The following is a 25,044-nucleotide window of genomic DNA, read 5'->3' as shown; positions in this document are numbered from 1 at the left end:
GACCGTGCCGGAAGATCGTTACGACGCCTTCATCTCCTACAGCCACCGGGCCGACCGGCCGGTGGCCAAGGCGGTGCAACGGCACCTGCACCGGCTGGGACGGCGCTGGTACCGCCCCGCCGCGCTGCGGGTGTTCCGCGACGACACCACCCTGACGGCGAGCCCGGACCTGTGGGCGTCGATCGAGGAGGGGCTGGCCGCGTCCAGGACGCTCGTGGTGCTGGCGAGCCCGGAAGCGGCGGCGTCGCCGTGGGTGGACCGCGAGATCGAGTGGTGGCAGACCCACCGCGGGCCGGACACGTTGTTCGTCGTCGTCACGGGCGGCGAGCTGTCGTGGGACGTCGAGGCGAACGACTTCCGCACCGACCGGGCCACCGCGTTGCCGCCGAGGCTGCGCGGCTACTTCGAGACCCAGCCGCTGTGGGTGGACCTGCGCCGCCACCAGGACGCGGCGGAGCTGCGCGACAAGGCCGCCACCATCGCCGCCGCGGTGCACGGCGTGCCGAAGGACCGCCTGCTCAGCGAGGAGGTGCAACGGCAACGGCAGCTGGTCTCGGTCCTGTCGGCGCTGCTGGTGGCCGCACTCGTGGCGACCGGCACGGCCGTGTGGCAACGCGGTGTCGCCGTCGACGAACGCGACCGTGCCGACGAACAGGCCCGTATCGCGGTCTCGCGCGCGTTGGCCGCCGAAGCCGACAACCGCTACGCCGCCGATCCGCAGCTCGCGTCGCAGTTCGCCGTCGCCGCGTTCGACACGGCGCCCACCCCGCAGGCGAAGGGTGCGCTGGCCCGGCAGTTCGACCGCGACCGGCACGTGGCCGGATACCTCAACAGAGGCGGCGGTCAGGGGGCTGACGTGTCCGAGGCGGCTTTCTCCCCGGACGGTTCCCTGCTGGCCCACGTGCTCTACGGCGACACGTTCGGCAAGGCGGAGGTCGTGCTGTGGGATCCGAGGACGGCGGCGGAGGTCGGCAGGCTGCTCGTCAGGGAACCGTCCGACGACGCCACCGGCATCTTGCTCGGCGACGCGTCCGTGGCGCTGGACGCGACCGGCAAGCTGCTCGCCGTCGACGACGGGGAGAAGATCCAGGTCTGGGACGTGCCCGGCCGCAAGCTCGTGCGCAGCCTCGGCGTGGACGACGACACCCGGCTGGTCATGTCACCGGACGGCAGGTGGGTCGCCCGCACCGCGTCCACCAGCATCCGGCACCGGGTGCGGATGTGGCGCACCGACACGGGTGCCGAGCTCGCCGGGGCGGACGTGCTGGAGCTGTCCTCCGACCAGATCGGGTTCGCCGTGGACGGCGGCCTCTACGCCCTGTCCGGCAACTTCGCGCGAGGCAGGGTCGAGCGGTTCGACCCGGTGACCGGGCAGTGGGCGAGGGCGCCGCTGATGGCGGACACACCCGCGTGGGGCCTCGCGGTCGCGCCGGGCGGGCAGGTCGTGGCGACCTCGATGTCGGACGACCCCAAGGGCCCGGCCGGCCAGATGTCCGTCATCGCCTGGAACCTCGTCACCGGCACTTCGGTGAAGCAACCGGTCGGGATGACGGTCGGTGCACTGGCCGTGCCCGACAACGGGGACGTGGTCGTGGTGCAGACCGACCGCAGCCTGGTCGGCGTGGAGATGAGCACCGGGTTGCAGACCGATCTCGCGCGCCACCGGGCCGACATCAAGAACATGAGCATCACCGGTGACGGCAGCCGGCTCGTCTCGGTCGACTACGGCAGCGATGTGCTGGTGTCGGCGCGGGCGGACAACCGGGCGGTGGTCGGCCCGGCCAAGACGGGCGGGACGAAGGGCGACAACGTCTACGCGCTGGCCGCCAGCCGGGCCGGCGACCTGGCCACCGTCGCGCGCGGCCGGGGCGAGGTGGAGCTGTGGGACTGCCCGACCTGCGTGCGGCTGCGCCTGCCGGTGAAGACCGACGACAGCCAGGACCCGCGCGTGGCGGTGAGCGACGACGGCAACCGGGTCGCGGTCGTGGTCGACGGCGAGCTGACCGTCGCCGACGGGCGGTCGGGACAGGTGCTCGCGAAGTCCGGCGGACCGGGGCTGCCCGCGCTGGCCGGTCGCAAGACCGCACAGGCGCGCTTCGGGGCCGGCGGACGGCTGCTGGTGATGACGGCCGACGAGAACGACGACCGCGAGCAGGTCCTGCGGGTGCTCGACCCGGACAACGGGACCGAGGAGCAGGCCTTCCCCGCGACGGTGGGCCTCAGCGACGGCGGAGCCTCGCTGGACGCCGGCAACGGGGGAGGGCTCGTCGCGTTCATCAGCGACCAGTTCCAGGTCACCGTGCTGCGCTGGACCGGGACGCGGTACGAGGAGCGGGTCAAGATCGACGATGACCGCGGTTCGTCCAACATGATCTTCGACGTCGCGCTGGACCCGTCCGGGCGCCGGGTCGCCTTCGCCGAGCAGGGCGGCCGGGTCGTCGTGACCGACCTGGACGCGCCCCAGCAGCTGCGTGCGCTGCCCGTGCCCGACACCGGTGGTCCCGATGTGCGCGCCATGCGGCTGGCGTTCACCGCGGACGGGCTGCTGGTGCAGGCCAGCCGCAGCTTCGGCGGGTTCGGCGGCATCGCGCTGGTGGACCCGGACAGCGGCGTGCTGCTGGCGACCTGGCTGGACGGCCGCGCGGTGGCGAACGGGCGGAGGTGGATCGGTGGCGCGGACGACGTGCTGCTGGACAGGGGTGCCGCCAACACCGTGGTGTCGGCGACCGTCGACGGCCGGTTGGTGCACTGGCAGCTCGACTTCACGGCCATGCGGCACCGGTTGTGCGCGCTCGCCGGTCCGTTGCCGCAGGAGGAACGCGACCGCTATTCGGGCGGTGTGCCGGCCGGGCCGAGTTGCGCGCGCTGACTCGTGATCAGCAGGAGCGCGACTCCCACGGTCAGCACGACGAAGCCGTTGCCGAACGCCCACACCACGGCGTTGTCGTGCACGACCTCCCGGGAGACCGCCGGGTCGCGGAACACCGGGTTGACCTGCGTGATCAGCACGACCTTCGCGGCGACCGAGGCGATCAGGAACCCGAGGGCGACGGTCCACCGCCTGCGGGCGGGCGAGTTGCGGGGCAACCGGAACCACACGACCACGGCCAGCACGACGGCCAGCTGGGACCAGGGCACGTAGTAGTAGAACGGGCTGCCTGGCGCGAAAACGCCGATCAGCGAGCCCGGCCGCGGGTCGGCGAGCAGCTGCGGGTTCCACACGAGCTGTTCGTAGAGGTTGCCGAAGAACCACATGCTCAGCAGCGCAGTGACGAGCCTTCGCAGGATCATGCGTCCAGAATGTCGAGAACGTCCGGCGGCCGTTCGACGCAGGGGTGCGGTTGACCGCCGCTTGTCGACATCGAGGAGAACGACCATGCGGTTCCTGATGATGCACCGGGTGTCCGAGCAGGAGGAGAAGGCCTGGGACCCCACCCCTGAGTTCATCGAGAAGATGGGCGCCTACATGGAGAAGGCGTTCGCCGACGGCACCGTCATCACCGCCGAGGGCGTCTGGAAGTCGGACCGCGGCGCGATGATCCGCAAGGACCGCGGCGGCCACGTCAAGTCCACCGACGGGCCGTTCACCGAGGCCAAGGAGGTCATCGGCGGCTTCGCGCTGATCAACGCGGAGGACCGCGCCGAGGCCGTGGCGCTGGCGCGGGAGTACATCGCGCTGTTCGACGGCATCGAGATCTCGGTCGAGGTGCGGGAGGTCGTCGAGGCCGAGGACCTCCCGCAGCACTAACCGAGATAACGCAGCTCGACGACGAACCACTCGCCGGCGAGCTCGCACCGTCCTCCCGAGTGGAGCCGCACGTCCTCGCTGTCGAGGGCGGCGAGCACGTGCGGCCCCTCCAGTTCCAGCACGACGTCCCTCACGACCTGCACGGCAACGTCGTCGGGGTGGATGTCGAGAGCGGACTCCTGGTGCTCACCCAGGTCCTTCAGCTCCACCAGCCGGTTGCGGTAACGGGTCCGCCCGATGTTGGTCAGCCGGTGCACGGGCGACACCGGCCGGTACACCGAGCCGCCGCGGTGCTCGGAGATGAACCGCGGCTCGCTGCCGTCGAGCCAGTCCATCCGGCCGTCGGAGCCCTCGATGCTCAGCACCACGTACGGGTTGTGGTGCAGGTGCCACGGGTGGCACTCGCCGGGGTCGAGCGTCACCTCCCACACCCGCACCACCGGGTCGTCGTGCAGCACGACCTGACCGACGTCGACGAGCACGATCTCCTCACCGGCCGGCGAGAACACGACATCGCCTCTCACAGCGCCTCCTGTCCCACGAACGCCAGGTACCACTCCTGCGCCGCATCCCCGCTCCGCACGGTCCACGGCTCGATCCACGCGATGTGCCCGTCCGGACGCAGCAGGACCACCACGTCACCGAGCCCGAACCGGGTCCGCACGGTGTCGCCGGGGTCGAAGTACGCGCGGTCCCGCAGCCCCGAGTCGTGCGGCGCGTCCCACCGGCTCACCACCACCTGCCGCAGACCGGGAGGGCCCGCGACCGGGACCGGCGGGCGGCGGCGGGCGTCGGTCAGGTGCAGCGCGACGAACGAGTCGCGGCACAGCTCGTGCAGGTGCACGGTTCCGCGCGGACCGAAGACCCGCAGGTCCGGAACCCGTTCGCCGACCTGCGCCGGCGCCGGCCCGGTGCGCACCATCGACCCCGGTCCCAGGCGCACCCCGAGCAACGTGCGGGTCATCGCGTCACCCCACCCCGCCGTGCGCCGGACGGTCGAGCGCCGGGACATCGCCAGGCGCGCCGCCTCCGCCATCTCGCCGGAACCGTTGACGGCCACCGGCGCCTGCTCGGCCTCATAACCGCGCAGCAGCGCCTCACCCGCCCAGCCGCGGTGCACCCACGCGAGCCGCCACGGCAGGTTGGACGCGTCGAGCACGCCGGTGTTGAGACCCAGCGCCCACATCGGCGTGATCAGGTGCGCCGCGTCGCCCAGCAGGAACACCCGCCCGCGCTGCCACGACGACGCGACCCGGTGGTGCACGGTGTAGACGTTGCTGCCCAGCACGGTCAGCTCGTCGACCTCGCCGATGAAGCGCCGTGCCTTGGCGCGCAGCTCCTCCTCTGAGGGCGCGGCCCCGGTCAACGGGAACACGAACCGCCAGCAGCGCGGCTGGCGGACCAGGACCACCCACTCCTCGGCGTCGCCGAAGTAGGCCAAGTACGGGTAGTCGCGCGGGTTGCGCACGTCGAGGTCGCACACCAGGTCGACCAACGCGTACCGCTGCTCCAGCGTGTGCCCGGAGACCTCGACGCCGAGCCGTTCGCGCACGGTCGACCGCCCGCCGTCGCACCCCAGCAGGTACGCCGCCGCCACGTCCACGGGCCCGTCCGGCGTCGACAGGTGCAGTGTCACGCCGTCGGCCTGACAGGTGAAGTCCACCAGCCGGTGCCGCATCTTCACCGCACCGGGCGCGCGTTGCTCCAGCACCTCGGCCAGCACCGGCTCCAGCTCGTGCTGACCGATGTTGACCACGAACGGGAACCGCGTCTCACCGGCCAGCTCGGCGGTCAGCACGCTGCCGGTCGACCGCCCGGTGGCCCGGTCCAGCTCGCCGATCTCGTCGATCCGCAACGACGCCGCCAGCACCGGTTCGAGCGCGTCGTAGCGGTCCAGCACCTCCAGCGTGCGGGTCAGCACCGTGCCCGCCCTCGTCTCGGCGGACAGGTCGTCACCCGCCTCGAAGACCACCACCGGCACCCCGTGCGCGACCAGCCCCAGCGCGGTGATCAGCCCGATCGGCCCGGCGCCCACGACGGCGACCGGCAGATTGGTCGTGTTCATCCGTCCTCCCCACCCCCTATGTTCGGACAGAAGCGTGCCTTCGGGGGAGGGAACATGGGGAAAGCGGTTTCAGCGGTCCTGCTTCTACTGGTCACCGCGTGCGCAACGCCGCAGAGCGGCCGGGACCAGGTCGACTACCTCACGTCGTTCAGCGCGTTCGGCCGTGACGCGTACGCGTACGTCGCACAGGAGAAGGGGTTCTTCGCCGAGGCGGGCATCGACGTGACGATCACACCGGGTACCGGCAGCGTCGACGTGCTCAAGCTCGTCGCCGGTGGCCGGGCGGACTTCGGCATCGCGGACTTCACCGCCACCGCGATCACCGTGGCGAAGGAGAAGCTGCCGGTCACGACCGTCGCCGCGATCCAGCAGCGGTCGCTGGCCGCGATCGTCGCGCTGGAGGGCGGTGGCATCGCCAAGCCGGCCGACCTGGTCGGCAAGAAGATCGGCGACCAGCCCGGCTCGACGAACCAGGTGATGTTCCCGGTCTACGCCAAGGCCGCCGGCATCGATCCGGCACAGGTCCAGTTCGTGCCGTCCGCACCACCCGCGTTGCCGCAGCTGCTGGCCGCGGGGCAGGTGGACGGGATCGGGCAGTTCGTCGTCGGTAAGCCGCTGATCGAGGCGGCAGCCAAGGGGCGCAAGGCGGTCGTGCTGCCCTACGGCGACCTCGTGCCCGACCTGTACGGCAACGCGCTGGTGACCTCGAAGGACACCGCCGCGCAGAAGCCGGAGCTGGTGAAGCGGTTCTCGGCCGCGTTGCTCAAGGGCCTGACCCACTCGGTCGAGCACCCGGACGAGCTCGGCCAGATCCTGAAGAAGCACCAGCCGACCCAGGACCCGGCGGTGGCGAGTGCCGAGGTCACGCTGATGGCGCCGTACGTGCGACCGGCCGGGTTCACCGGTCCGGTGGGGGAGCTGACGGACGCCAGGGTGGAGAAGGTGCTCACCACCCTGCGCGAGGCGGGCGCGATCCCGGACGGCGTGCGCGCCGCCGACGTGGCCACGGCCGGGCTGGCGCCGCAGCGGTGATCGAGCTCCACCAGGTCTCGCACTCGTTCGGTGACGTCGAGGCGCTGGCGGGGATCGACCTCGCGGTGGGCGAGCACGAGTTCGTCGCGGTGATCGGGCGGTCCGGCTGCGGCAAGTCGACGTTGCTGCGGCTGGTCGCCGGGTTGCTGACGCCGACGTCCGGGCGGATCGCGGTGGCCGGTGAGCCGGTGGTGCGGCCGCGCCGGGACGTGTCGGTCATGTTCCAGCGCCCGGCGTTGCTGCCGTGGCGGTCGGTGCTGGCGAACGTGCTGCTGCCGGTGGAGGTCCTCCGGCTGCCGGGCGCGCACCAGGCGCACGAGCTGCTGGAGCTGGTCGGGCTCGCCGGGTTCGAGAAACGGCTGCCGCACGAGCTGTCCGGCGGGATGCAGCAACGGGTGGCGCTGTGCCGGTCGTTGATCCAGCAGCCGCGGGTGATGCTGATGGACGAGCCGTTCTCCGCATTGGACGCGTTGACCCGCGAGGAGCTTTCGCAGGAGCTGCAACGGGTTCAGCTGGAGCTGCCGCGCGCGGTCGTGCTCGTGACGCACTCGATCGAGGAGGCCGTGCTGCTCGCCGACCGGATCGTGGTGCTCAGCCCGCGACCGGGCCGGGTGCACCGGGTCGTCGAGGTCCCGGTGCCGCGACCGCGAGCACTGGGACAGGCCGGGCTGGACGACGTGAGCCGGGAGCTGCGCGGACTGCTGGGGGTGACGGCGTGAAGGTCCTGTTGCCGCTGCTGGGGTTGACGGTCGTCGTCGGGCTGTGGTGGCTGGCGACGATCGTGTTCGGCGTCGAGTCGTTCCTGGTGCCGTCACCCGCGGACGTCGTCGCGTCGTTCCTGGAGTACCCGGAACACCTGCTGCGGCAGAGCCTGGTCACGTTGTGGGAGACCGTGCTGGGCTTCCTGCTGTCCGTCGTGGTGGGTGTGCCGGTGGCGTTGCTGATCGTCGGGTCGAAGGTGCTGGAGCGGATGTTCTACCCGTTGCTGGTGGCGCTGAACGCGGTGCCGAAGGTCGCGATCGCGCCGATCGTGGTGGTGTGGTTCGGGTTCGGCATCGAGTCGAAGGTGCTGATGGTCGTGCTCGTGTGCGTGTTCCCGATCGTCATCTCGACCGCGTCCGGCATGAAGTCCACGCCGCACGAGCTGGTCGAGCTGCTGCGGTCGTTGGACGCCACGCGCGCGCAGGAGTTCTTCAAGCTGCGGTTGATGTATGCGCTGCCGCAGGTCTTCGTCGGGTTGAAGGTGGCGATCACCCTGGCGGTCATCGGGGCGGTGATCTCGGAGTTCATCGGTGCGTACGAGGGACTGGGCTACGTGATCACGCAGTCCGGTGCCAGCGCGGACACCCCGCTGGCGTTCGCGGCGATGGCGTTGCTCGCGGTCATGAGCATCGCGCTGTTCTACGGGCTGGCGTTCATCGAGCGGAAGGTGCTGCCGTGGGCGGAGGAGCACCGGCGTTAACGACCCAGCCGCTCCAGCAGCTCGTCGAGCAACGCCTGCTCGCCGCGCGTCAGGCCGGACGGGTCCTCGCCGACCAGCGCGCGGAGGGTGAGCGCGGCGTTCGCGCGAGTGGTCTGCGGTCCTGTTGAGGCGGTGTGCAGCACGCCGGCCAGCGCCGCCTCGCGGACGCGTTCGGACAGCGCGAAGTCCGGCTCCGGCTGGGTGATCAGGGTGAGCGTGACGCCCACGTTCGCGGCGAGCACCTGCTCGGCGGCGTCCTGAGCGGGCACCTTCAGCAGGCCTTTCGCGGCGGCCTCGGTGAACCGGTCGCGCAGTGCCGCGTGCGCGGGAGCCGTGACCGCGCACGGCTTCCCGGGCTCGGCGCGGCCGTAGAGCAGGCCGTAGAACGCCGGGTGCTCCAGCCCGAACCGCACGTGCCGGTCCCAGCCCGTCCGCAGGTCGTCGAGCGGGTCACCGGTGCTCTCGGCGGTGACGTACTGGGTGAAGCCGTGGTTCAGCACGGCGTCGATCAGGCCCTGCTTGCTGCCGAAGTGGTGGTAGAGCGTCGGCGCCTGCACCCCGGCGCGTTCGCAGACGGCCCTGGTCGAGGGCGTGCCGCCGCTTTCCAGCAGCTCCGCGGCCGCTAGCAGGAGCCGATCCCGTGCGTTCTGCATGCCGCTATAGTAGCCCATGTAGCGCTACATTGAGCGCTATAGCGAAAGGAGAAGTGCTGATGAGGACCTGGTTCATCACCGGAGGCACGCCGGGCGGGTTCGGTCTGGTCTACGCCGAGGCGGCGCTGGAGCGGGGCGATCAGGTCGTGGTGACCGCGCGCCGGCCGGAGGAGCTGCGGGAGTGGGCGGAGCGGTATGGCGACCGGGTGCTCGTGCTCGCGCTGGACGTGACGGACGCCGAGCAGGTCAGGGCGGCGGTCGCGGCGGCCGAGGAGCGGTTCGGCGGGATCGACGTGCTGGTCAACAACGCGGGCCGCGGCTGGTACGGCTCGGTGGAGGGCATGCGCGACGAGACGGTGCGGCGGACGTTCGACCTGAACTTCTTCGCGGCGGTCGACGTCGTCCGGGCGGTGCTGCCGGGCATGCGGGCGCGCCGCAGCGGGTGGATCGTCACCATGTCGTCGCTGGCCGGCCTGGTCGGCGCGCCGGGGTTCGGCTACTACTCGGCTGCGAAGTTCGCGCTGGAGGGCGTGTCGGAGGCCCTGCGCGCGGAGGTGGAGCCGTTCGGCGTGCGGGTGCTCGTCGTGGAGCCGGGAGCGTTCCGCACCAAGGCCTACTCGAGCTTCCAGCACGAGCCGGTCGACGAGACCGTGGACGCGTACGTGGGGTTGGTGGAGGAAGTCCGGGCGACGTTCGCCGGCCAGGACGGCAAGCAGCCGGGTGACCCGGAACGAGGAGTGCGGGCCGTGCTGGCGGCGTTGGACTCGGCCGAGCCACCGCAGCGGATCGTGCTCGGCGGCGCCGCGTACGACGCCGCCGTTGCCGTGCACGAGAAGGCACTGGTCGAGCTGCGCGCGCACGAAAAGCTCTCGCGCGGCGCGGACTTCTAGTTGGCCGGCTTCTGGTTCGCCGCGCCGCCGGCGGCCAGGCGCATCAGGTCGGAGTCGAGGTCGATCGACAGCTCGGTGCCGCCGGCACTGCCGAACTCGTGCTGGTAGCTGCCCCACGACTCCTCGCGGACCTGCTTCTCGAAGCCGGAGGCCATGAGCGCCACCAGTTCCAGTGCCGCGCGGTCGATCCGCTTGTTCAGCGCAGGGTCCGTCCAGTCCTCGGTCGCGGCGAAGAGCGACGTCGGCACGACCACCGTCCGCAGGTAGGCGAAGAGCCCGCGGATCTGGTCGTCGACGACGAGCGCGTGCCGGGCGGTGCCGGCGGTCGCGGCGAGCACGACGGGCTTCGCGATCAGCAGGTCGTTGTCGAGGACCTGGAAGAACGAGGTGAACAGACCGCTCGCGCCCGCCTTGTAGACCGGCGTGGAGGCGACGATCGCGTCGGCGTGCTGCAGCGTGGCGATCGCCTTCTGCAGGCCGGGGCCGATGTGGTTCGACACCAGGGCGTTCGCGATCTCCGTGGCGAGCGTGCGCAGCTCGACCACCTGCGTCCGCACGGTCTGCGACCGCTGGCCGGCAAGGGCGGTGACCCGGCCGGCGACGCGGTCGGCGAGCAGGCGGGTGGACGACGGGTCGCTCGTGCCCGCCGACACGACGGCGAGCTGGAAGGTGGTGCCCATTACTCCTCGCTCTGGCTGAGCTTGCCGCAGATCGCGGCGAGTTGGTCGAGTTCTTCAGGCGTCAGGACGCTCAACGCGCGCGTGACGCCGCGCGCGTGCGGGCGGCCGATCGCCTGCTGGGTCTCCCGGCCCGCCGGGGTGAGCGACAGGCGCACACCCCGGCGGTCACCGGGATCGGTGCAGCGGTCCACCAGCCCGCGGTCGACCAGCCGGTCGACCATGCGGGACAGGGCGGGCTGGCTGAGCAGCACGTGCCGGTTGAGCTCGCTCATCCGAAGTGGACCGTCGCACTTGGACAGGGTGTAGAGCACGTCGTACTCGCGCATGCTCAGCTCACCCCACACGTCCTCGGCGTTGAACCGCTTCATGAGCACGGCGTAGGCGGTCATCAACGACTCCCACGCCTCGTTCGCCCTGGTCACCGTGCCTACCTCACTCGGAGTCCTGGTAGGGCGAGCCACCCGTGACGTTGTCGCCGCGGTTGGCGTTCGGGCGCGGCTGGCGGGCCGGTCCGTCGCCGTACTTGGCCTTCAACCGCACCGCGTGCGTCGGCGGCTTGGCGGTCTCCGGGTCCTGCCGCGCCTCGATCTCCTTGCGCAGCACCGGAACCACCTCCTCACCCAGCAGGTCGAGCTGGTTCAGCACGGTCTTGAGCGGCAGCCCGGCGTGGTCCATCAGGAACATCTGCCGCTGGTAGTCGCCGAAGTGCTCGCGGAACGTCAGCGTCTTGTCGATGACCTCCTGCGGGCTGCCCACCGACAGCGGCGTCTGCGCCATGAAGTCCTCCATCCGCGGCCCGTGCCCGTAGACCGGTGCCTCGTTGAAGTACGGGCGGAACTCGTTGATCGCGTCCTGCGACCGCTTGGCGATGTAGGCCTGGCCGCCGAGACCGACGATGGCCTGCTTCTCCGTGCCGTGGCCGTAGTGCGCGAACCGCTGGCGGTAGAACTTGATCAGCCGCATGTAGTGCTCTTTGGGCCAGAAGATGTTGTTGGCGAAGAAGCCGTCACCGTAGTAAGCGGCCTGCTCCGCGATCTCCGGCGTGCGGATCGAGCCGTGCCACACGAACGGCGGCAGGTCGTCGAGCGGCCGCGGCGTCGAGGTGAAGCCCTGCAACGGCGTGCGGAACTTGCCCTCCCAGTCCACGACGTCCTCGCGCCACAACCGGTGCAGCAAGTTGTAGTTCTCCAGCGCCAGCGGCAGGCTCTGCCGGATGTCGGCGCCGAACCACGGGTAGACCGGCGCGGTGTTGCCGCGGCCCAGCATCAGGTCCATGCGACCCTTCGCCAGGTGCTGCAGCATCGCGTACTCCTCGGCGATGCGCACCGGGTCGTTGGTCGTGATCAGCGTCGTGGCGGTGCTGACGACCAGCTTCTTCGTCGTCGCCGCGATGGCGGCCAGCAGGGTCGTCGGCGCGGACGAGAAGAACGGCGGGTTGTGGTGCTCGCCGATCGCGAAGACGTCGAGCCCGACCTCCTCGGCCTTCTGCGCGATCTGGACGATCGCGTCGATGCGCTCGGCCTCGCTGGGGGTCTCGCCGCTCACCGGATCCCTGGTGATGTCGCTCACCGAGAACACTCCGAACTGCACGGTCCCCGCCTCCTTCGGTCTGGTGGATCTTCTGAAGTTCTATGCGTTTGCATCTACCTTAACGCGCAGGGGGCCGGGCTATTCCCACTACCCTGATCACATGCTGGAGGTGCGGGGGATCGGCAAGGCCTACGGCGAGTTCCCGGTGTTCAGCGGCCTGTCGTTCGCCGTGGGTGCCGGTGAGGCGGTCGCGGTCGTCGGGAGCAACGGCTCCGGCAAGTCGACGTTGCTGAAGTGCCTGGTCGGGGCCGAGGTCCTGGACGCGGGCTCGGTGCTGGTGGACGGAGTGGCGCGCGACGAGACGTCGGCCGCGTTCCGCGCCTCGGTGGCGGCGCTGCTGGACGACGCCGACTACTTCCCCGACCTGTCGGTGGTGGAGCACCTGCGGCTGGCGGCGTGGCTGCACGGTGCCGCGGACGAGGTCGCGGACGTGGTGGACGAGCTGGGGCTGACCGCGGTCGCCGACCAGCTGCCGCCGACGTTGTCGAGCGGGCAGCGGCACCGGCTGGGCCTGGCGGCCTGCTTCGTGCGGCCGCGCCGGTTGCTGGTGCTGGACGAGCCGGAACAACGGCTGGACGCACAGGGGCGGATGTGGCTGCGGGAGCGGTTGAAGGCGGAGAAGGCGGCCGGGGTGGCGGTCGTGTTCGCCTCGCACGACGAGGAGCTGGTGCTCGCGGTGGCCGACCGGACCGTCACCCCGTGATCCCGTCCGCCGCCGCGGTCCGCCGCCGGTTGCGCCCGGAGCCGCTGCCGTGGCGGTTCCGGGCGGCGCGGTGGTACGAGCAGCTGGTCAACATCGGGATCGTGGGCGCGATCGGGTGGGGGATCGCGTTCAAGGGGCTGCAGAAGCCCGAGGGCAGCGCGAGTGCGTGGGTCTGGCTGTGGCTGTCGGTGCTCGCGGCGGTGGTGGCGGTGAGGGTGCTGCTGGCGTTCGGGCCGGTGTTCGTGGCGCGGGACCGGATGTTCTGGCTGCTCGGCTCGCCGGTGAACCGCACCGGGTTGTTGTTGCCGCGCCTGGGTTTGCTGCTGCTGGGAGGGGCGGCGGCCGGTGCGGTGTGGCCGGTGGTGCTGTTCGGGGTGGTCGGTGGGTACGCACGCCCCGGCGTGGTGGAGGCCGCCGGTGGCGCGGCGCTCGGGGTGGCACTGGTGGCCGGTGCGGTGGTGCTGCAGCGGGTCCGGGTGCGGCCGCAGGGCTGGTTGAGCGTGCTGGCCGGGGTGGCGGTGGTGGCGTTGTTCGTGCGGCCGGACTTCGGTGGGTGGGCTCGGAGTGGCCGGCGCTGTTCGTGCGGCCGGACTTCCGCGGGCTGGACGCGGTGTGGTTGGCACCGGTCGCGGTGGTGCTCGTGGTGACGGCCGTGACGTCGTTGCGGCGGCTGGGCGGGCGACCTGGCGGCGGGAGCGGCGTTGGCCGGCGTGGTGCGGGTGTCGGTGAGCTGGCTGGACCTGGGGCTGCTGGGCAGGTCCTGGCGGAACGGCGGGCAGTGGCGCGCGGGCGGGTGCGGTCGGCACGGCTGCGGGGCTGCGTGCGGGCGGTGCGTCGCTGTCGGGCGAGGTGCCGCCGGTGGTCGGCGCGCCCCTGGGAGCGGACTCCTCGGCACCGGCGGCTGCGGCGCCGCGCCGGGTTCGCGGTTCACCGTGCTCGTGTGGACGGACCTGCTGCGCCTGCGCCGTGCCCCCAACGCGGCGCTCGTGTGGGCCGGGCTGGCGGCGTTGCCGTCGCTCGTCGCCCTCGGCGGCGAGACCGACTGGGTACCGGTGGTGCACCTCGTCGCCGCCTTCGTCGCCACGGACCGGCTCGCCGCCGGCCTCAAGGCCGTGAGCCGGTCCGCTGCCGTCCGCCGCCTGTTCGGCGTGTCCGACGGATATCTGAAGCGCGCGCACCTCGTCGTGCCCGCGACCGGTGCACTTGTGTGGGGCGCGGTCACGTTGGCGTTCACGCCGCACGTGACATGGGTGCACGCGTGGGTGTCCGTGGTCGGGGCGGTCGCGGTGGTGTACCGCATCGCGACGCGACCGCCGCTCGACTACGGGGTCGCCGCGATCGACTTCGGCGTCATGGGGCCGGTGCCGATCGGGCTGCTGGTGCAGCTGAGCCGGGGGCCGTTGCTGCTGTACCTGCTGGGAGTGCTGCAGCTCCTGCTTTAGAGGAGCGCGAGCACGGCCTGCGCGGTGGCGACCGTCGACTGCGGGTTCTGGCCGGTCACGACCCTGCCGTCGGTGACGACCGTGCTCGACCACGCCGGACCCGAGACGATCTCGGCGCCCAGCTCGCGCAGCCGGCCCTCGACCGAGTACGGCACGTCGAGGCCGCCCTGGCGTTCCTCCTCGTCGCTGAACACGGCCATCCGCTTGCCGGCGAACACGAAGCTGTCCGAGTCGGCCGCGGCGAGCAGGCCGGCCGGGCCGTGGCACAGGGCCGCGACGACCTTGTCCGTGGTGGAGAACTCGGTCAGCAGGCGGCCGAGGCCGGCGTCGAACGCCAGGTCGGCCATCGGGCCGTGGCCGCCGGGCAGGTAGAGGGCGTCGAAGTCGGCGGCGTCGACCGTGCCGAGGTCCACCGGGTGCGCGGTGACGGCCGCGGCGGGCCCGGCGAAGTCGTTGCCCTGCAGGCTGCCGGCGTCGACGGTCGGGATCACGCCGCCGGGCGTCGCGACGGTGACCTCGACGCCGCCCTCGGTCAGCACGCGGTGCGACTCGACGACCTCCTCGGCCCAGAAACCGGTGGGGTGGCTCGTGCCGTCGGCGAGCTTCAGCTCGTTCGCGCCGGTGACGACCATCAGGACCTTCTTCATCGTGCTTCCTCTCGCTGGGTGCTTGTCCGGCACAACGGCAATCCCATCACGGATCATCCGTACCGGTCCTTCGAGCGATAAGCTGGCTTATGGCTGAGGAGTTGACGTGACGGACCTGGACCTGCTGGCGACGTTCCTGGAGATCTACCGCAGCGGCTCGCTCACGGCGGCGGCGTCGCGGCGCGGGCTGACCCAGCCCGCGGTGAGCGGGCAACTCGCCCGGTTGGAGAGCTCGGTCGGGGAGCCGTTGTTCGTCCGCGGCGGCCGCGGGGTCACGCCCACACCCCGCGCCGACGACCTGGCCCGCCGGGTGGGCCCGCACCTCGACCAGCTGCGGTCCGCGCTCGACCCGAACCCCGCGCTGGCCGGCGTGGTGCGGATCGGGGGAGCGGCGGAGTTCATGACGGCCCGCGGTCTGCCGGCCCTCACCCCGCTCACCCAGCGCGGCGTGCGGTTCGAGGTCACGCTCGGCTTGGCCGCCGACCTGCTCACCGCCCTGCGCGACGCACGCCTGGACCTGGTGCTCTCCTCGGTGCGGCCGGGCGTGGGGTTCACCGCGACCCCGTTCGCGGACGAGGAGTTCCTGCTGGTCGGCGCACCGGTGCTGGCGCGGACGATCTCGCCCGCGGTGCTCGCCGACGACCCGGTGCGCGCGCTCGAACACCTGCCGCTGGTCGCGTACTCGGCCGAGCTGCCGATCGTGCGCCGGTACTGGCGCAGCGAGTTCGGCCGCCGCCCACCGAACCCCGTCGGCGTCCTCGTGCCGGACCTGCGCGCCGTGCTGGCGGCGGTGGTCGCCGGCGCCGGTGTCTCGGCGCTACCCCGCTACCTCGCCGAACCCGCGCTGGCCGCCGGATCGGTCGAACTGCTGCACCACCCGGAGGCCCCGCCGCTCAACACCCTGTACCTGGTCACCCGCGGCCCCCTCTCACCGGCGGCCGACGCCACCGTCACCCACCTCCGTTCCCGCGACTGGGGCGCCCTCTGAGTGCACGCGGGGAGCTTTCGTACTCTTCTGGCGCACGGGGGCGCCCCGCGTGTGGTCAGCGTTGGCGGAGGTCGCGGCGGGAGTGGATGCCGAGCTTGCGGAAGACGTTGCGCAGGTGCGCGTCGACCGTGCGCGGGCTCAGGAAGAGGCGTGCGGCCACCTCCTTCGAGGTGGCCCCGGTCGAGACGAGGCGGGCGATGTGCGCTTCCTGGGCGGTGAGGGTCTCGAAGGCGTCGGCGGAACGGCTGCGTGCCACCTCGCCGGTCGCCTTGAGCTCGTCGGCGGCCCGTTGCGCGAACCCGAGCACACCCATGTCCGCGAATGACTCGTGTGCCGTGCGGAGCTGTGTGCGGGCATCCTTGCGTCGGCCCGCACGGCGCAACCACTCGCCGTAGAGCAGGTGCGCGCGTGCGCGATAAGGCGCAGGACTGCCGGCCTCCACCGCTTCGACGTAGTCGTCTTCGGCACCTGACACCAACGCCCGTGCGCACGCCGTCACGCCACGAGCCCATGCCGTTCCACTGGCCGATGAACGCGCACAAAGCTCCGCCAAAGCGTCAGCAGCGTCCTCACCACACCGCACCGCCGCCTCGATCTGCTCCGGCAACGCCATGCCCGCCAGGTACAGGTCACCCGCATCGACCGCAGCGCGCGCCTCGGCCAGTGCGGCGGGATAGTCGCCACGGGCGTTGTAGAGCACGGACTTCGCCCAGTGGATGTTCGCGACCAGCTGTCCCTTGCCGCGCGCACCGGCGTCGGAGAGCGCGGAGTCGAGCGGGCCGAGCTCACCGCGCCACGCCAGCAGGTGCACCCGCGCGTACGCCGTCGGAGCGTCGCTGAACGCGTCCGCGATCGCCTCCTCCTCGCCCACCAGGGTCGCCGCCGTCGCGAGCTCACCGCGGTGCGTCGCCGCGACCGCCTCCTGGGCCAGGCCGAGTCGCAGCAACCACGGCGAACCGGTGTTCCGGCCGGTCGTGCGCAGCCACCGGGTGATCTCGGCGTGCGCGTCCAGGTCCCACAGCTCGCCGGCGATCATCGTGGCCAGCGCGGGCCGTCGCGTCCACAGCGCGCGTTCGGTGAGCACACGCCGCAGCAACGGCGCCGCCGCTTGATGACCCGAACCGGTGAGCAGCACCAACGCGTCCAGGACGTCCGGTTCGTCTGCCGGCGGCGCCGACCTGGCCTCGGCGAGGACGGTGTCCATCACGCCGTTCGCGCGCCCTACCACCAGTCCCATCTCCAGGGCGTCGAGGAAGCAGTCGCGGGACCACCGCGGGTCGATCGCGGCCAGCCGGTGCGCGGCGCTGAGCATGAGCGCGGGACCGTTCTCCTGGCGCACGAACGCGATCCGGCCGCGCAACAGGTCCGCGCGGGCGTGCTGCACGTCGTCCTGCGGCTCCACCGTGGCCAGCAGCTCGGACGCCGCCGCGGCCGCACCCGCGTCGAGCTCGGCCTGGGGCGCGCAGCGTGCGTTCCGTGCGCGCCACCGGGTCCAGCGACAACGCCGCCGCCCGTGCGAGGAACGCCGCCGACGCCTGCAGCCCGCCCGCGCACCGGCCCGTCCGGCAGCGGCCTCCAGTTCGGCGGCGACCTGGTCGTCGGGCCCTGTCGTCGCCTCGGCCCGGTGCCACGCCTGCGGTCCGGGTCGGTGGTGACCTGCGCCAACGCCCGGTGCGCCGCGCGGCGTTCGGCCGCGCTCGCCGACCGGTAGACGGCGGAGCGCGCGAGCGGGTGGCAGAAGCGGACCTTCGTCGAGAACGTCACCAGGTCACCGGTGTCGACGTCCGCGGACAGCCCGAGCACCTCGGCCGCCGCCCAGAGCAGGCCGGGGTCACCGGTCGCGTCGGCGCTGGCGAGGATCACCAGCTGCCGGCCGGACAGACCGTCCAACCTGGACTGGAAGCCGCGTTCGACCCGGTGCACCACCGACGTGGAGTCCGGCAGCCCGAACCCGCCCTTCGACAGTTCCTTGAGCGCCAACGGGTTCCCGCGCGCCTCGGCCAGCACCCGCTCGTCCGCGACGCCCGCCAGCACCGTGCGCGCGTCGGCGTCGGACAGTCCGGTGATCTCCAGCGACGGCAGCTCGGTCAGCCCTTCGCGTGCCGCGAACACCATCGCGACCGGCTCGGCCGCGATCCGCCGCGCCAGGAACGACAACGCCTTCGCCGACGCGGTGTCCAGCCAGTGCGCGTCGTCCACCACGCACAGCAGCGGCTGGTCCCGCGCGGCCGCGGCGAGCAGGTCCAGCGCGGCCAGCCCGATCCGGAACAGGTCAGGCGCGCCCTCGGCCATTCCGAACGCCACCTCGATCGCGTTGCGCCGCTGCGGTTCCAGCTCGGCGAGATGACCCAGCACCGGCAGGCACAGCTGGTGCAGCGCCGCGAACGGCAGGTCCGTCTCGAACTCCGCCCCGGACGCCTCCACCAGCCGGAACCCCGCCGCCTCCCGGACGTGGCCGAGCAGCGCGCTCTTGCCGATCCCGGCCTCGCCGCGCAGCACCAGCACGCCACCGCTGCCGTCGCGGGCGGCGGCGAGCAGGCCGTCCAGGCAGCGGATCTCGTCGGTGCGGCCGATCAGCGCGGGCATGGCCGAACTCTACGTAACCCGATCACCTACGTAGTTCCTGCCGACGCGAAGGACGGGGTCCTGCGACCAGGGTTGAGCCCGTGACCACACGAACTGCGCCGACGAGGTTCGCCAGGGGCACCGTGCTCGGTGCGGCGACGCTCACGATCATGGCCGCCGCGATCATCGCGCCGAGCCTGCCCGCCATGAGCGACGTGCACGGGGCCGGCGTGCTGGTCCGGCTCGCGCTGACCATCACGTCGCTGGCCATCGCGGTCAGCGCGCCGCTGTCCGGTGTGTTCGCCGACCGGATCGGCCGCAAACCGCTGCTGGTCGGCGCGCTGGTGCTGTACGCGGTCAGCGGCACGGCCGGGTTCTTCATCGGCGACCTGACCGTGCTGCTCGCCAGCCGGGCGGTGCTGGGCCTGGCGGTCGGCGGCGTGATGACGGCGGTCAGCGCGCTGGTCACCGACTGGTTCGAAGGGCCGCGGCGCGCGAAGTTCCTGGGGTTGCAACAGGCCTTCGCGAGCCTCGGCGGGGTGGTGTTCCTGCCGCTCGCCGGAGTGCTGGCCGGGGTCGACTGGCGGGCGCCGTTCTGGCTCTACTCGGTGGCGGCCGTCGTCGCACTGGCCGCGATCGTGGGCCTGCACGACGAGCCACGACCGCACATCGCCACCGCGGAGAAGTTCACGCCACCCGCACGGGCGGTCGGGATCTACGTGCTCGCGCTCGTGGCCACGCTCGTGTTCTACATGGCACCGACGCAGCTGCCATTCCTGCTGGCCGAGCTGCACATCAGCCCCGCGCTGATCGGCGTGGTCATCGCCGGCAGCACGGTCACCAGCGCGGTCGGCGCGTTGCTCACGCCACCCGGCAGGCCGGTCGCGGTCAGTCTCGCCCTGCTCGGCATCGGCTGGCTGCTGGCCGGCACCGGCACCGTCGCGGGCGTCGTCGCCGGGCTGCTGGTCGGCGGGATCGGCGTCGGGCTCGTCGTGCCGCACCTCAACGTCCAGCTCGCCGGCCTGGCCGCACCGCAGCACCGCGGCCGCGTGCTGAGCGGGCTGGTGGCCGGGATCTTCCTCGGCCAGTTCCTCTCACCCCTCGTCGTCGCGCCACTGGTCGCGCTCACCGGTATCGCCGGTGCGTTCGCCTGGACCGGCGTGCTCACCACCCTGGGCGCGATCGCCGCCCTCGTTGTGAAGGAGAAGAAATGATCTACCACGGCAACCGCTTCACGCTGCGTTCCGACGCCTCGCCCGAGCAGGTCGAGGAAGCGCTGGAGAGCCTGCGCAACCAGGGCCGCGTGATCCCGTCGGTGAAGTCGTTCGTCGTCGGCCGCGACTACGGCGGCGAGTTCGAGTGGGGCGCCACGTTCGTCATCGAGGACCTGGAGGGGTACTGGGAGTACCTGATCCACCCGGCGCACCGCAACACCGACCGCGTCGGCCTGCCGCTCGTCGACAAGTTCGTCTCGTTCGACATCACCGACGACGAGGACCCCGAGATCGGCGCGAAGATCGCCGCCCTGCACCAGAAGCGCTACGACAGCGACCCCGAGCTCACCCAGCTCGTGTCCGGCCTCGGCGAGTACACCGGCTCCGCCGCGCCCGGAAAGCACGGTGACGCCTGATGAGCACCACCGCCCAGGCCTGGGAGGACATCTGGAACGGTGACCTGTCCCTGGTGGACGGCACGGTCGCCGAGGACTTCACCTCGCACGCCGCCCCGCTGCTCGGCGGCCCGCCACAGGACTCGGTCGGCAGGGCGAACCTGCACACCTGGGTGAGCGGCGCCCACGAGGCGTTGCCGGGCCTGAGGTTCACCGTCCAGGTGGGACCGATCGCCAAAGGCGACTTCCTGGTGCTGCGCTGGCACGCCACCGCGGGCGCGATTTCGTTCTACGGCACGGACATCCTGCGCCTGGAGAACGGTCTGATCGCTGAGTACTGGGCGAACGCCGACAGCCTGTGGGTCGCCCAGCAACTCGGCCTCGTGACGCTCTAAACGCTGCGCAGCACCGACACGACAATCCCGAGGATCGCCGCGTTGTCCCCGTCTATGACCTCATAGGCGGGGTTGCGCGGTTCCAGGTACACGTGCCCGTTCCTGCGCTGGTAGACCTTGACGGTGGCCTCGTCGTCGATCATCGCGGCGACGATCTGCCCGTTGTAGGCCTCGTGCGCCTGCTGGACCACGACCATGTCGCCGTCGCAGATCGCCGCGTCGATCATCGAGTCACCGCGCACCCGCAACGCGAACACGTTGCTACCGCGGCCGACCAGTCCGCGCGGCAGGCTCAGCACGTCGTCCACGTGCTCGATCGCCGAGATCGGCGAACCGGCGGCGATGTCACCGACGACGGGCACCGGGACCGAGTCGTCCGGCACCGCCGCGGCGCTCGTCTCGTGCAGGAAGATCCGCACGTCCATCGGCCTGGTCACCGAGGAGCCGCGCTTGAGGAAACCCCTGTCCTCCAACGCCGCCAGGTGCCGGGAGACCGAGGAGGACGACCGCAGGCCGACCGCGTCGCCGATCTCGCGGGTGCTGGGGGAGTAGCCGTGCTCGACCACCCAGTCGCGGATGGCGACCAGGATCTTCTGCTGGCGTTCCGGCAGCACCGACGTGTCGAGGTGTTCAAGATCGTCGTAGGTGGTCACCGGCGCAATGGTAGAGGTGGGACCCGCGGGTTCTGCCACGAGTCCCACCCGTCACCCGTTGGTGGAACGGTCAGAAGTCCTCCCACGGCAGCCAGCCGCTCGCGGTGCCGTTGTGCTCTCGGTGCTTCACCTGCCCGCCGACGAGCTGGAAGACCTCCAGGCGCCGCCCGGCGTGACCGACGGCGATCTGCTGGCCGCCGTCACCGAACCGGTTCCACTCCGACCAGCCGCCGGTCTGCCAGCGGTGGTTCAGCTCGGCGTCGTTCAGCGCGAACACCTCGATGCCGTTGTGCAGCCGGCCGACCGCGATCCGCTTCGACATGCCGCCGAAGCCCTCCCACGCCGACCACGCGCCGCCGGCGTTCTCCTGCCAGCGGTGCACGGTGCCCTCGTCGCGGGCCTGGAAGATCTCCAGCCGCCCGTCCGGCAGGTGGCCGAGCGCGATGTCGTTGCCGCCGTCGCCCATCCGGCCCCAGTCCGACCAGGTGCCGTTGACCTGCCAGCGGTGGTGCAGGTCGCTCGCGTTCATCGCGAACACCTCGACACCGCCGGGGATCTGCGCGACCGCGAGCTTCGTGGCCGCCCCGCCGAACGGGTGCCAGCCCTCCGCCCAGCCACCACCGGCCGTGTGCTGCCAGCGGTGCACGATGCCGGAACCGGTCGCGACGAACAGCTCCATCCGCTTGTCCGGCAGCTGCGCGACCACCACGTCGTGGCCGCCGGGGCCGATGTCAGCCCACTGCGACCACTCGCCGGCGTCGTTCTGCCAGGTGTGGACCAGCTTGTCCCCGGTGAGGCCGAAGAGCTCGAACCGGCCGTTGGGCAGGTAGCCCAGCGCGAGCCGGTCGACGGCCCGGTCCTCGCCCGTGAAGGCGAACCACGGCGTCCACGAGCCGTCCTGGTCGCGCCAGCGCTGCCTGATGCCCTGCGGTGTGGCGTGGAAGACCTCCAGCCGGTCGCTGTCGCGGATCTCGCCGACCACGAGCTGACCGGACGCCGTGCTCGGCCGCACCTGCGCCACCTGCTGGCGCGTCCACCACGTGGTGCGCTTGTGCGCGCCGTCCCAGCCGAAGCTGAAGTGGACGTGGTCGGTGTGCGGGCTGGGTCCCGAGTACGGCTGCCAGCCGCGGCTCGCCTGGTTCGCCTGCCAGATCCGGCGGTCCCAGATGATGTACATGATCCCGAACCGGCGGGCGAGCGCGTGCTCGTTGCCGTGCCGGTCGGTGCTGAGCAGCCAGGTCAGCACGTCGTTCGCCCGGTCGCGGTCGCCGGGCGTGTTCACGTTGAACCCGTAGTCGAGCGCGCGGCCCTCCTTGTGCTCGCTCTGCCCGCCCTGCCCGCAGGCGCGGCCGATGCCCCACGGCCGGGTGCCGTACGTGCCCACGAGCATGTTCTTGAAGTCGGTCACGCCCGGCTTGGCCGTCGGGTCGCAGGTCTTCTGCCCGTCGTAGGGCTGGTACCTGTCGATCTCGCGCGGGAAGTCGGGTGTCGGCGGTGCGGCGACCGCGGTGCCGGCGTGGAGCGTGGTGACGGCGGCGAGGGCCACGAGCGCGGCCGTGATGCCTCGTCGGAGCAGCGTTGACACGATGAAGTCCCCCTGGATTCGTTGCGTGTCTTGGTGTTGCTCCGCCAGTGAAGCGGTTTCAGTACGAGTGTGTCAAATAAGAATCCGATTGCTCCGACCTGTTTGGATCATGGTCATGACCTCTTTCTGGACCGGCGAGCGCGTCCGGTTGCGCGGCATCGAACCCGGCGACTGGGAGTCGTTCCGCGCGTTCGACGAGCACACCGACGACATGCGCAGGGCGGGCATGATCGAGCCGCCGTTCTCCGCCGCCCGCCAGCGCGAGTGGGCCCAGGAGGCGTCGCTCAAGCGGCCGCAGGACGACCGGGTGCGGTTCGCGGTCGAGTCGCTCGACGACGGCAGGCTGGTCGGGATGACCTCGACCCAGGAGGTCGACCACCGGGCCGGCCGGTTCTCCTACGGCATCACGATCGGCAACGAGTTCCACCGCCGCGGCTACGCCTCCGACGCCGTGCGGCTGTTGCTGGGGTTCATGTTCGGCGAGCGGCGGTTCCACAAGTGCGAGTCGAGCGTCAACGGCTTCAACGCGCCGTCCATCGCGCTGCACCGCCGGCTCGGCTTCACCGAGGAGGGGCGGCTGCGCGACCACGAGTTCATGGCCGGCCGCCACCACGACGTGGTCTTGTTCGGCATGACGGTCTCCGAGTACGCGGAGCGGCACCCGTTCCCCAGTGAGATCTGACCGTCCCTGAATTGCAACCCTGAGGTTGCACGTCTGCGAGTGATGTGCAACCCTGGGGTTGCAACTGGAGTCCGACGGAGGAGCTTGTCGTGAGCGTGGACCGGATCGAACGCGAGACCCTGATCGAGGCACCGCTGGACCGGGTCTGGCGGCTGGTCACCGAGCCGGGGTTCTGGGTGGCCTCGCAGCCGTCCGGGTCGGCGGTGCCCGGCGAGACGACGCTGTGCGAGAACGAGCAGTACGGCGACTTCCCGGTGCAGGTGGAGACCGTGACGCCGCAGACCTACGTGTCGTACCGGTGGGCCAGCGCGTTCGCCGGCGCCGACCTGACCGCGGACAACACGACGCTGGTCGAGTTCACGCTCGTGCCGGAGGGGGCGGCCGTGCGGGTGAAGGTCGTCGAGAGCGGGTTCGCGGCGCTCGCGGCGCCGGAGGACGTGCGGGCGCAGGCGCTGCGGGACAACACCGGTGGCTGGCCCGAGGTGATGGACGCGTTCAAGAAGAGGGCGGAGAGCTAGCGGCGTGGCGTGGAACGTCGCCGTGGCGTGGAACGTCGCCGTGGGGACTCGCGGTCAGACGGGTGCATCGTGGTGCCGCCCCCGCCCCCGCGGTGGTATGGGGGCGCGGGGGCGGCGCCGTGAGGTGCCCTGCTGAGCGTGAGTCAACCGCCGACGTTCCACGTCACGCCGCTAGGTTAGACGGGTGCCCAAGTCTGCCGACCGTGGTCGCCGCACCCGTGAGCTTCTGCTCGACGCCGCCGCCCAGCTCGTGGGCGAGGTCGGCTGGGGTGCGGTGACCACGCGGCTGGTCGCCGAGCGCGCCGGGGTCAACGCGGCCCTGGTGCACTACCACTTCTCGTCGGTGCCGGACCTGCTGTCAGCGGCGGCGCTGCGGTTCGCCGAGCGGGTGCTGACCGAGTCCGCGGACGTGCTGCGCTCCGCCGATCCCGCCGAGGGGGTCGACCGGATGCTCGCCGACCTCGCCCGCTACACCGGCGCGGACCCTGAGTCGTTGCTGCTCGCCGAGGCGTTGCTCGCGGCGCAACGGCTTCCGGAGCTGCGCACGTCGCTGGCCGCGCTGATCGCGGACTTCCGCACGCGCACCGCCGACTGGCTGCGGGCGGCGGGGGTGCGGGACGCCGATGCGGTCGCGTTGTTGTTGGGCGCGGCCATCGACGGGTTGGTGCTGCACCGCGGGTTGGACGAGTCAGTCGACTTCCGCGCGGTCGCGGGCCCGCTCCGGCGTCTCGTCGCGAGCTGACCAGCGGGGTTCGCCGCCGGCGTCGGTGACCGCGGTCAGCGCCTCGACCAGGCCCGCCCGCCGGTGAGCCGGCATGCGCGCGACGATCGCGCCGATCTCCGCGCGCTGCCGCGTCATCACCTCGTGCACCACCCGGCGGCCCTCGTCGCTCGCCACGACCACGACCTCGCGCTTCGACGCAGGGTTGGGGTGCGCGTCGCACCGTGCCCGAGGCGATCAGCCGGTCGATCATGGGCTTCGCGGTGGAGGGGTTGACCTCCGGCAGGTCCGCGAGCGCGGTGAGCTTCATCGGGCCGCGGCTGTCGAGCAGCACGAGCATCCGCAGCTGCGGCAGCGTGAGCGTCTCCTCGACCGCGGCCAGCGAGCGGGCCGACACGGCGATCAGCAGGCGGGAC

General features: G+C 71.7%; 29 protein-coding genes and 1 pseudogene. 16 read left to right on the top strand and 14 right to left on the bottom strand.

The genetic code is table 11. The features are described from left to right. The first annotated feature begins 4 nt into the window (after positions 1-4). The gene (locus BBK82_RS40665; RefSeq protein WP_065919680.1) at positions 5-2,869 is read left to right on the top strand and encodes a toll/interleukin-1 receptor domain-containing protein; all 2,865 of its coding nucleotides are present in this window, start codon (positions 5-7) and stop codon (positions 2,867-2,869) included. On the opposite strand, the gene BBK82_RS40660 is transcribed toward BBK82_RS40665, so the two are convergent. Continuing rightward, positions 2,827-3,291 (bottom strand): hypothetical protein, encoded by a 465-nt coding sequence (locus tag BBK82_RS40660; RefSeq protein WP_065919679.1) that lies wholly within the window; start codon positions 3,289-3,291, stop codon positions 2,827-2,829. The two genes, BBK82_RS40665 and BBK82_RS40660, sit on opposite strands and share 43 nt — an antisense overlap. Before the next feature lie 85 nt (positions 3,292-3,376). Here BBK82_RS40660 and BBK82_RS40655 point away from each other — a divergent pair, with 85 nt between their 5' ends. Then, entirely contained in the window at positions 3,377-3,748 is a 372-nt protein-coding gene (locus BBK82_RS40655; protein ID WP_083268536.1) for a YciI family protein, read from the top strand. Here BBK82_RS40655 and BBK82_RS52505 read toward each other — a convergent pair. Together BBK82_RS52505 and BBK82_RS40645 are read right to left on the bottom strand one after the other, a co-directional pair. Beyond that, positions 3,745-4,272 carry a hypothetical protein gene (locus tag BBK82_RS52505; protein WP_179953731.1) on the bottom strand — a complete coding sequence of 176 codons (528 nt, stop codon included), beginning with the start codon at positions 4,270-4,272 and terminating at the stop codon, positions 3,745-3,747. The genes BBK82_RS40655 and BBK82_RS52505 overlap by 4 nt on opposite strands. After that, a complete protein-coding gene (locus BBK82_RS40645) occupies positions 4,269-5,813 on the bottom strand; it encodes an FAD-dependent oxidoreductase (protein WP_065919677.1) in 1,545 nt (514 codons plus the stop codon). The genes BBK82_RS52505 and BBK82_RS40645 overlap by 4 nt, the downstream gene beginning before the upstream one ends. 54 nt (positions 5,814-5,867) lie before the next feature. On the opposite strand from BBK82_RS40645, the gene BBK82_RS40640 reads away from it, so the two are divergent. Genes BBK82_RS40640 through BBK82_RS40630 form a run of 3 tightly spaced genes read left to right on the top strand, consistent with a single transcriptional unit; the run spans position 5,868 to position 8,307 of the window. Then, positions 5,868-6,845, top strand: a complete 978-nt coding sequence (locus BBK82_RS40640) for an ABC transporter substrate-binding protein (RefSeq protein WP_065919676.1) — start codon at positions 5,868-5,870, stop codon at positions 6,843-6,845. After that, complete coding sequence (locus BBK82_RS40635) at positions 6,842-7,564, top strand: ABC transporter ATP-binding protein (protein WP_065919675.1); 723 nt, start codon at positions 6,842-6,844, stop codon at positions 7,562-7,564. Before BBK82_RS40640 ends, BBK82_RS40635 begins: the two co-directional genes overlap by 4 nt. After that, a complete protein-coding gene (locus BBK82_RS40630; RefSeq protein WP_065919674.1) occupies positions 7,561-8,307 on the top strand; it encodes an ABC transporter permease in 747 nt (248 codons plus the stop codon). The genes BBK82_RS40635 and BBK82_RS40630 overlap by 4 nt, the downstream gene beginning before the upstream one ends. On the opposite strand, the gene BBK82_RS40625 is transcribed toward BBK82_RS40630, so the two are convergent. Continuing rightward, complete coding sequence (locus tag BBK82_RS40625; protein WP_170068046.1) at positions 8,304-8,960, bottom strand: TetR/AcrR family transcriptional regulator; 657 nt, start codon at positions 8,958-8,960, stop codon at positions 8,304-8,306. The genes BBK82_RS40630 and BBK82_RS40625 overlap by 4 nt on opposite strands. Before the next feature lie 59 nt (positions 8,961-9,019). On the opposite strand from BBK82_RS40625, the gene BBK82_RS40620 reads away from it, so the two are divergent. After that, positions 9,020-9,850: an SDR family NAD(P)-dependent oxidoreductase gene (locus tag BBK82_RS40620; RefSeq protein ID WP_065921756.1), complete on the top strand. Its 831-nt coding sequence runs from the start codon at positions 9,020-9,022 to the stop codon at positions 9,848-9,850. Here the strand turns inward: BBK82_RS40620 and BBK82_RS40615 are convergent. Genes BBK82_RS40615 through BBK82_RS40605 form a run of 3 tightly spaced genes read right to left on the bottom strand, consistent with a single transcriptional unit; the run spans position 9,847 to position 12,120 of the window. Next, a complete protein-coding gene (locus BBK82_RS40615) occupies positions 9,847-10,530 on the bottom strand; it encodes a CE1759 family FMN reductase (protein ID WP_065919672.1) in 684 nt (227 codons plus the stop codon). The two genes, BBK82_RS40620 and BBK82_RS40615, sit on opposite strands and share 4 nt — an antisense overlap. Then, a complete protein-coding gene (locus BBK82_RS40610) occupies positions 10,530-10,952 on the bottom strand; it encodes a MarR family winged helix-turn-helix transcriptional regulator (protein WP_237047849.1) in 423 nt (140 codons plus the stop codon). Before BBK82_RS40610 ends, BBK82_RS40615 begins: the two co-directional genes overlap by 1 nt. A 10-nt stretch (positions 10,953-10,962) precedes the next feature. Beyond that, positions 10,963-12,120, bottom strand: coding sequence for an LLM class flavin-dependent oxidoreductase (locus tag BBK82_RS40605; protein ID WP_065919671.1), 1,158 nt, complete (start codon positions 12,118-12,120; stop codon positions 10,963-10,965). Between the two features lie 100 nt (positions 12,121-12,220). Here BBK82_RS40605 and BBK82_RS40600 point away from each other — a divergent pair, with 100 nt between their 5' ends. From BBK82_RS40600 to BBK82_RS40590, 3 genes are all read left to right on the top strand, one after another. Next, complete coding sequence (locus tag BBK82_RS40600; RefSeq protein WP_065919670.1) at positions 12,221-12,823, top strand: ABC transporter ATP-binding protein; 603 nt, start codon at positions 12,221-12,223, stop codon at positions 12,821-12,823. After that, positions 12,820-13,470: a DUF6297 family protein gene (locus BBK82_RS40595; RefSeq protein WP_065919669.1), complete on the top strand. Its 651-nt coding sequence runs from the start codon at positions 12,820-12,822 to the stop codon at positions 13,468-13,470. The genes BBK82_RS40600 and BBK82_RS40595 overlap by 4 nt, the downstream gene beginning before the upstream one ends. 63 nt (positions 13,471-13,533) lie before the next feature. Then, complete coding sequence (locus BBK82_RS40590) at positions 13,534-14,265, top strand: DUF6297 family protein (protein ID WP_237048479.1); 732 nt, start codon at positions 13,534-13,536, stop codon at positions 14,263-14,265. Here BBK82_RS40590 and BBK82_RS40585 read toward each other — a convergent pair. After that, positions 14,262-14,912 (bottom strand): type 1 glutamine amidotransferase domain-containing protein, encoded by a 651-nt coding sequence (locus BBK82_RS40585; protein ID WP_065919667.1) that lies wholly within the window; start codon positions 14,910-14,912, stop codon positions 14,262-14,264. The genes BBK82_RS40590 and BBK82_RS40585 overlap by 4 nt on opposite strands. A gap of 106 nt (positions 14,913-15,018) precedes the next feature. On the opposite strand from BBK82_RS40585, the gene BBK82_RS40580 reads away from it, so the two are divergent. After that, the gene (locus tag BBK82_RS40580; protein ID WP_065919666.1) at positions 15,019-15,900 is read left to right on the top strand and encodes a LysR family transcriptional regulator; all 882 of its coding nucleotides are present in this window, start codon (positions 15,019-15,021) and stop codon (positions 15,898-15,900) included. 55 nt (positions 15,901-15,955) lie between these two features. Here BBK82_RS40580 and BBK82_RS56515 read toward each other — a convergent pair whose 3' ends face one another. After that, positions 15,956-17,212, bottom strand: a complete 1,257-nt coding sequence (locus BBK82_RS56515) for a helix-turn-helix transcriptional regulator (RefSeq protein WP_335618016.1) — start codon at positions 17,210-17,212, stop codon at positions 15,956-15,958. Beyond that, on the bottom strand, positions 17,122-18,486 hold the full coding sequence (locus BBK82_RS56510) for an ATP-binding protein (protein ID WP_335618015.1): 1,365 nt from the start codon (positions 18,484-18,486) through the stop codon (positions 17,122-17,124). Before BBK82_RS56510 ends, BBK82_RS56515 begins: the two co-directional genes overlap by 91 nt. Positions 18,487-18,566: 80 nt before the next feature. On the opposite strand from BBK82_RS56510, the gene BBK82_RS40570 reads away from it, so the two are divergent. The 3 genes from BBK82_RS40570 to BBK82_RS40560 are packed head-to-tail and all read left to right on the top strand — an operon-like array spanning position 18,567 to position 20,469. Next, the gene (locus tag BBK82_RS40570; protein ID WP_065919665.1) at positions 18,567-19,679 is read left to right on the top strand and encodes an MFS transporter; all 1,113 of its coding nucleotides are present in this window, start codon (positions 18,567-18,569) and stop codon (positions 19,677-19,679) included. Beyond that, complete coding sequence (locus BBK82_RS40565; RefSeq protein ID WP_065919664.1) at positions 19,676-20,095, top strand: Dabb family protein; 420 nt, start codon at positions 19,676-19,678, stop codon at positions 20,093-20,095. The genes BBK82_RS40570 and BBK82_RS40565 overlap by 4 nt, the downstream gene beginning before the upstream one ends. Beyond that, positions 20,095-20,469 (top strand): ester cyclase, encoded by a 375-nt coding sequence (locus tag BBK82_RS40560; protein WP_065919663.1) that lies wholly within the window; start codon positions 20,095-20,097, stop codon positions 20,467-20,469. The genes BBK82_RS40565 and BBK82_RS40560 overlap by 1 nt, the downstream gene beginning before the upstream one ends. Here the strand turns inward: BBK82_RS40560 and lexA are convergent. Together lexA and BBK82_RS40550 are read right to left on the bottom strand one after the other, a co-directional pair. Next, positions 20,466-21,122, bottom strand: coding sequence for a transcriptional repressor LexA (gene lexA / locus BBK82_RS40555; RefSeq protein WP_065919662.1), 657 nt, complete (start codon positions 21,120-21,122; stop codon positions 20,466-20,468). The genes BBK82_RS40560 and lexA overlap by 4 nt on opposite strands. A gap of 70 nt (positions 21,123-21,192) precedes the next feature. Further along, complete coding sequence (locus BBK82_RS40550; RefSeq protein ID WP_154697789.1) at positions 21,193-22,707, bottom strand: VldE C-terminal domain-containing protein; 1,515 nt, start codon at positions 22,705-22,707, stop codon at positions 21,193-21,195. Between the two features lie 115 nt (positions 22,708-22,822). On the opposite strand from BBK82_RS40550, the gene BBK82_RS40545 reads away from it, so the two are divergent. From BBK82_RS40545 to BBK82_RS40535, 3 genes are all read left to right on the top strand, one after another. Beyond that, entirely contained in the window at positions 22,823-23,389 is a 567-nt protein-coding gene (locus tag BBK82_RS40545; RefSeq protein WP_065919660.1) for a GNAT family N-acetyltransferase, read from the top strand. An 89-nt stretch (positions 23,390-23,478) separates the two neighbouring features. Beyond that, on the top strand, positions 23,479-23,907 hold the full coding sequence (locus BBK82_RS40540) for an SRPBCC domain-containing protein (protein ID WP_065919659.1): 429 nt from the start codon (positions 23,479-23,481) through the stop codon (positions 23,905-23,907). 184 nt (positions 23,908-24,091) lie between these two features. Next, positions 24,092-24,649 (top strand): TetR/AcrR family transcriptional regulator, encoded by a 558-nt coding sequence (locus BBK82_RS40535; RefSeq protein WP_065919658.1) that lies wholly within the window; start codon positions 24,092-24,094, stop codon positions 24,647-24,649. On the opposite strand, the gene BBK82_RS55195 is transcribed toward BBK82_RS40535, so the two are convergent. After that, positions 24,596-24,805, bottom strand: coding sequence for a hypothetical protein (locus BBK82_RS55195; protein ID WP_237047848.1), 210 nt, complete (start codon positions 24,803-24,805; stop codon positions 24,596-24,598). The genes BBK82_RS40535 and BBK82_RS55195 overlap by 54 nt on opposite strands. 85 nt (positions 24,806-24,890) lie before the next feature. Further along, positions 24,891-24,938, bottom strand: a pseudogene (locus tag BBK82_RS55190) (hypothetical protein); the annotation flags it as partial. Between the last annotated feature and the right edge of the window lie 106 nt (positions 24,939-25,044).

Source organism: Lentzea guizhouensis, from assembly GCF_001701025.1.
Taxonomy (GTDB): Bacteria; Actinomycetota; Actinomycetes; order Mycobacteriales; family Pseudonocardiaceae; genus Lentzea; species Lentzea guizhouensis.
The sequence above is the reverse complement of the archived record's forward strand: the minus strand, read 5'-3'. Positions and strand labels throughout refer to the sequence as shown.

What these genes read in the sequence shown, in the direction of transcription:
- BBK82_RS40660 (WP_065919679.1), bottom strand. Translation starts at nt 3,291, where the DNA reads ATGATCCTGCGAAGGCTCGTCACTGCGCTGCTGAGCATGTGGTTCTTC.
- BBK82_RS40655 (WP_083268536.1), top strand. Translation starts at nt 3,377, where the DNA reads ATGCGGTTCCTGATGATGCACCGGGTGTCCGAGCAGGAGGAGAAGGCC.
- BBK82_RS40645 (WP_065919677.1), bottom strand. Translation starts at nt 5,813, where the DNA reads ATGAACACGACCAATCTGCCGGTCGCCGTCGTGGGCGCCGGGCCGATC.
- BBK82_RS40640 (WP_065919676.1), top strand. Translation starts at nt 5,868, where the DNA reads ATGGGGAAAGCGGTTTCAGCGGTCCTGCTTCTACTGGTCACCGCGTGC.
- BBK82_RS40625 (WP_170068046.1), bottom strand. Translation starts at nt 8,960, where the DNA reads ATGCAGAACGCACGGGATCGGCTCCTGCTAGCGGCCGCGGAGCTGCTG.
- BBK82_RS40620 (WP_065921756.1), top strand. Translation starts at nt 9,020, where the DNA reads ATGAGGACCTGGTTCATCACCGGAGGCACGCCGGGCGGGTTCGGTCTG.
- BBK82_RS40615 (WP_065919672.1), bottom strand. Translation starts at nt 10,530, where the DNA reads ATGGGCACCACCTTCCAGCTCGCCGTCGTGTCGGCGGGCACGAGCGAC.
- BBK82_RS40600 (WP_065919670.1), top strand. Translation starts at nt 12,221, where the DNA reads ATGCTGGAGGTGCGGGGGATCGGCAAGGCCTACGGCGAGTTCCCGGTG.
- BBK82_RS40585 (WP_065919667.1), bottom strand. Translation starts at nt 14,912, where the DNA reads ATGAAGAAGGTCCTGATGGTCGTCACCGGCGCGAACGAGCTGAAGCTC.
- BBK82_RS56515 (WP_335618016.1), bottom strand. Translation starts at nt 17,212, where the DNA reads ATGCTCAGCGCCGCGCACCGGCTGGCCGCGATCGACCCGCGGTGGTCC.
- BBK82_RS56510 (WP_335618015.1), bottom strand. Translation starts at nt 18,486, where the DNA reads ATGCCCGCGCTGATCGGCCGCACCGACGAGATCCGCTGCCTGGACGGC.
- BBK82_RS40565 (WP_065919664.1), top strand. Translation starts at nt 19,676, where the DNA reads ATGATCTACCACGGCAACCGCTTCACGCTGCGTTCCGACGCCTCGCCC.
- BBK82_RS40560 (WP_065919663.1), top strand. Translation starts at nt 20,095, where the DNA reads ATGAGCACCACCGCCCAGGCCTGGGAGGACATCTGGAACGGTGACCTG.
- BBK82_RS40545 (WP_065919660.1), top strand. Translation starts at nt 22,823, where the DNA reads ATGACCTCTTTCTGGACCGGCGAGCGCGTCCGGTTGCGCGGCATCGAA.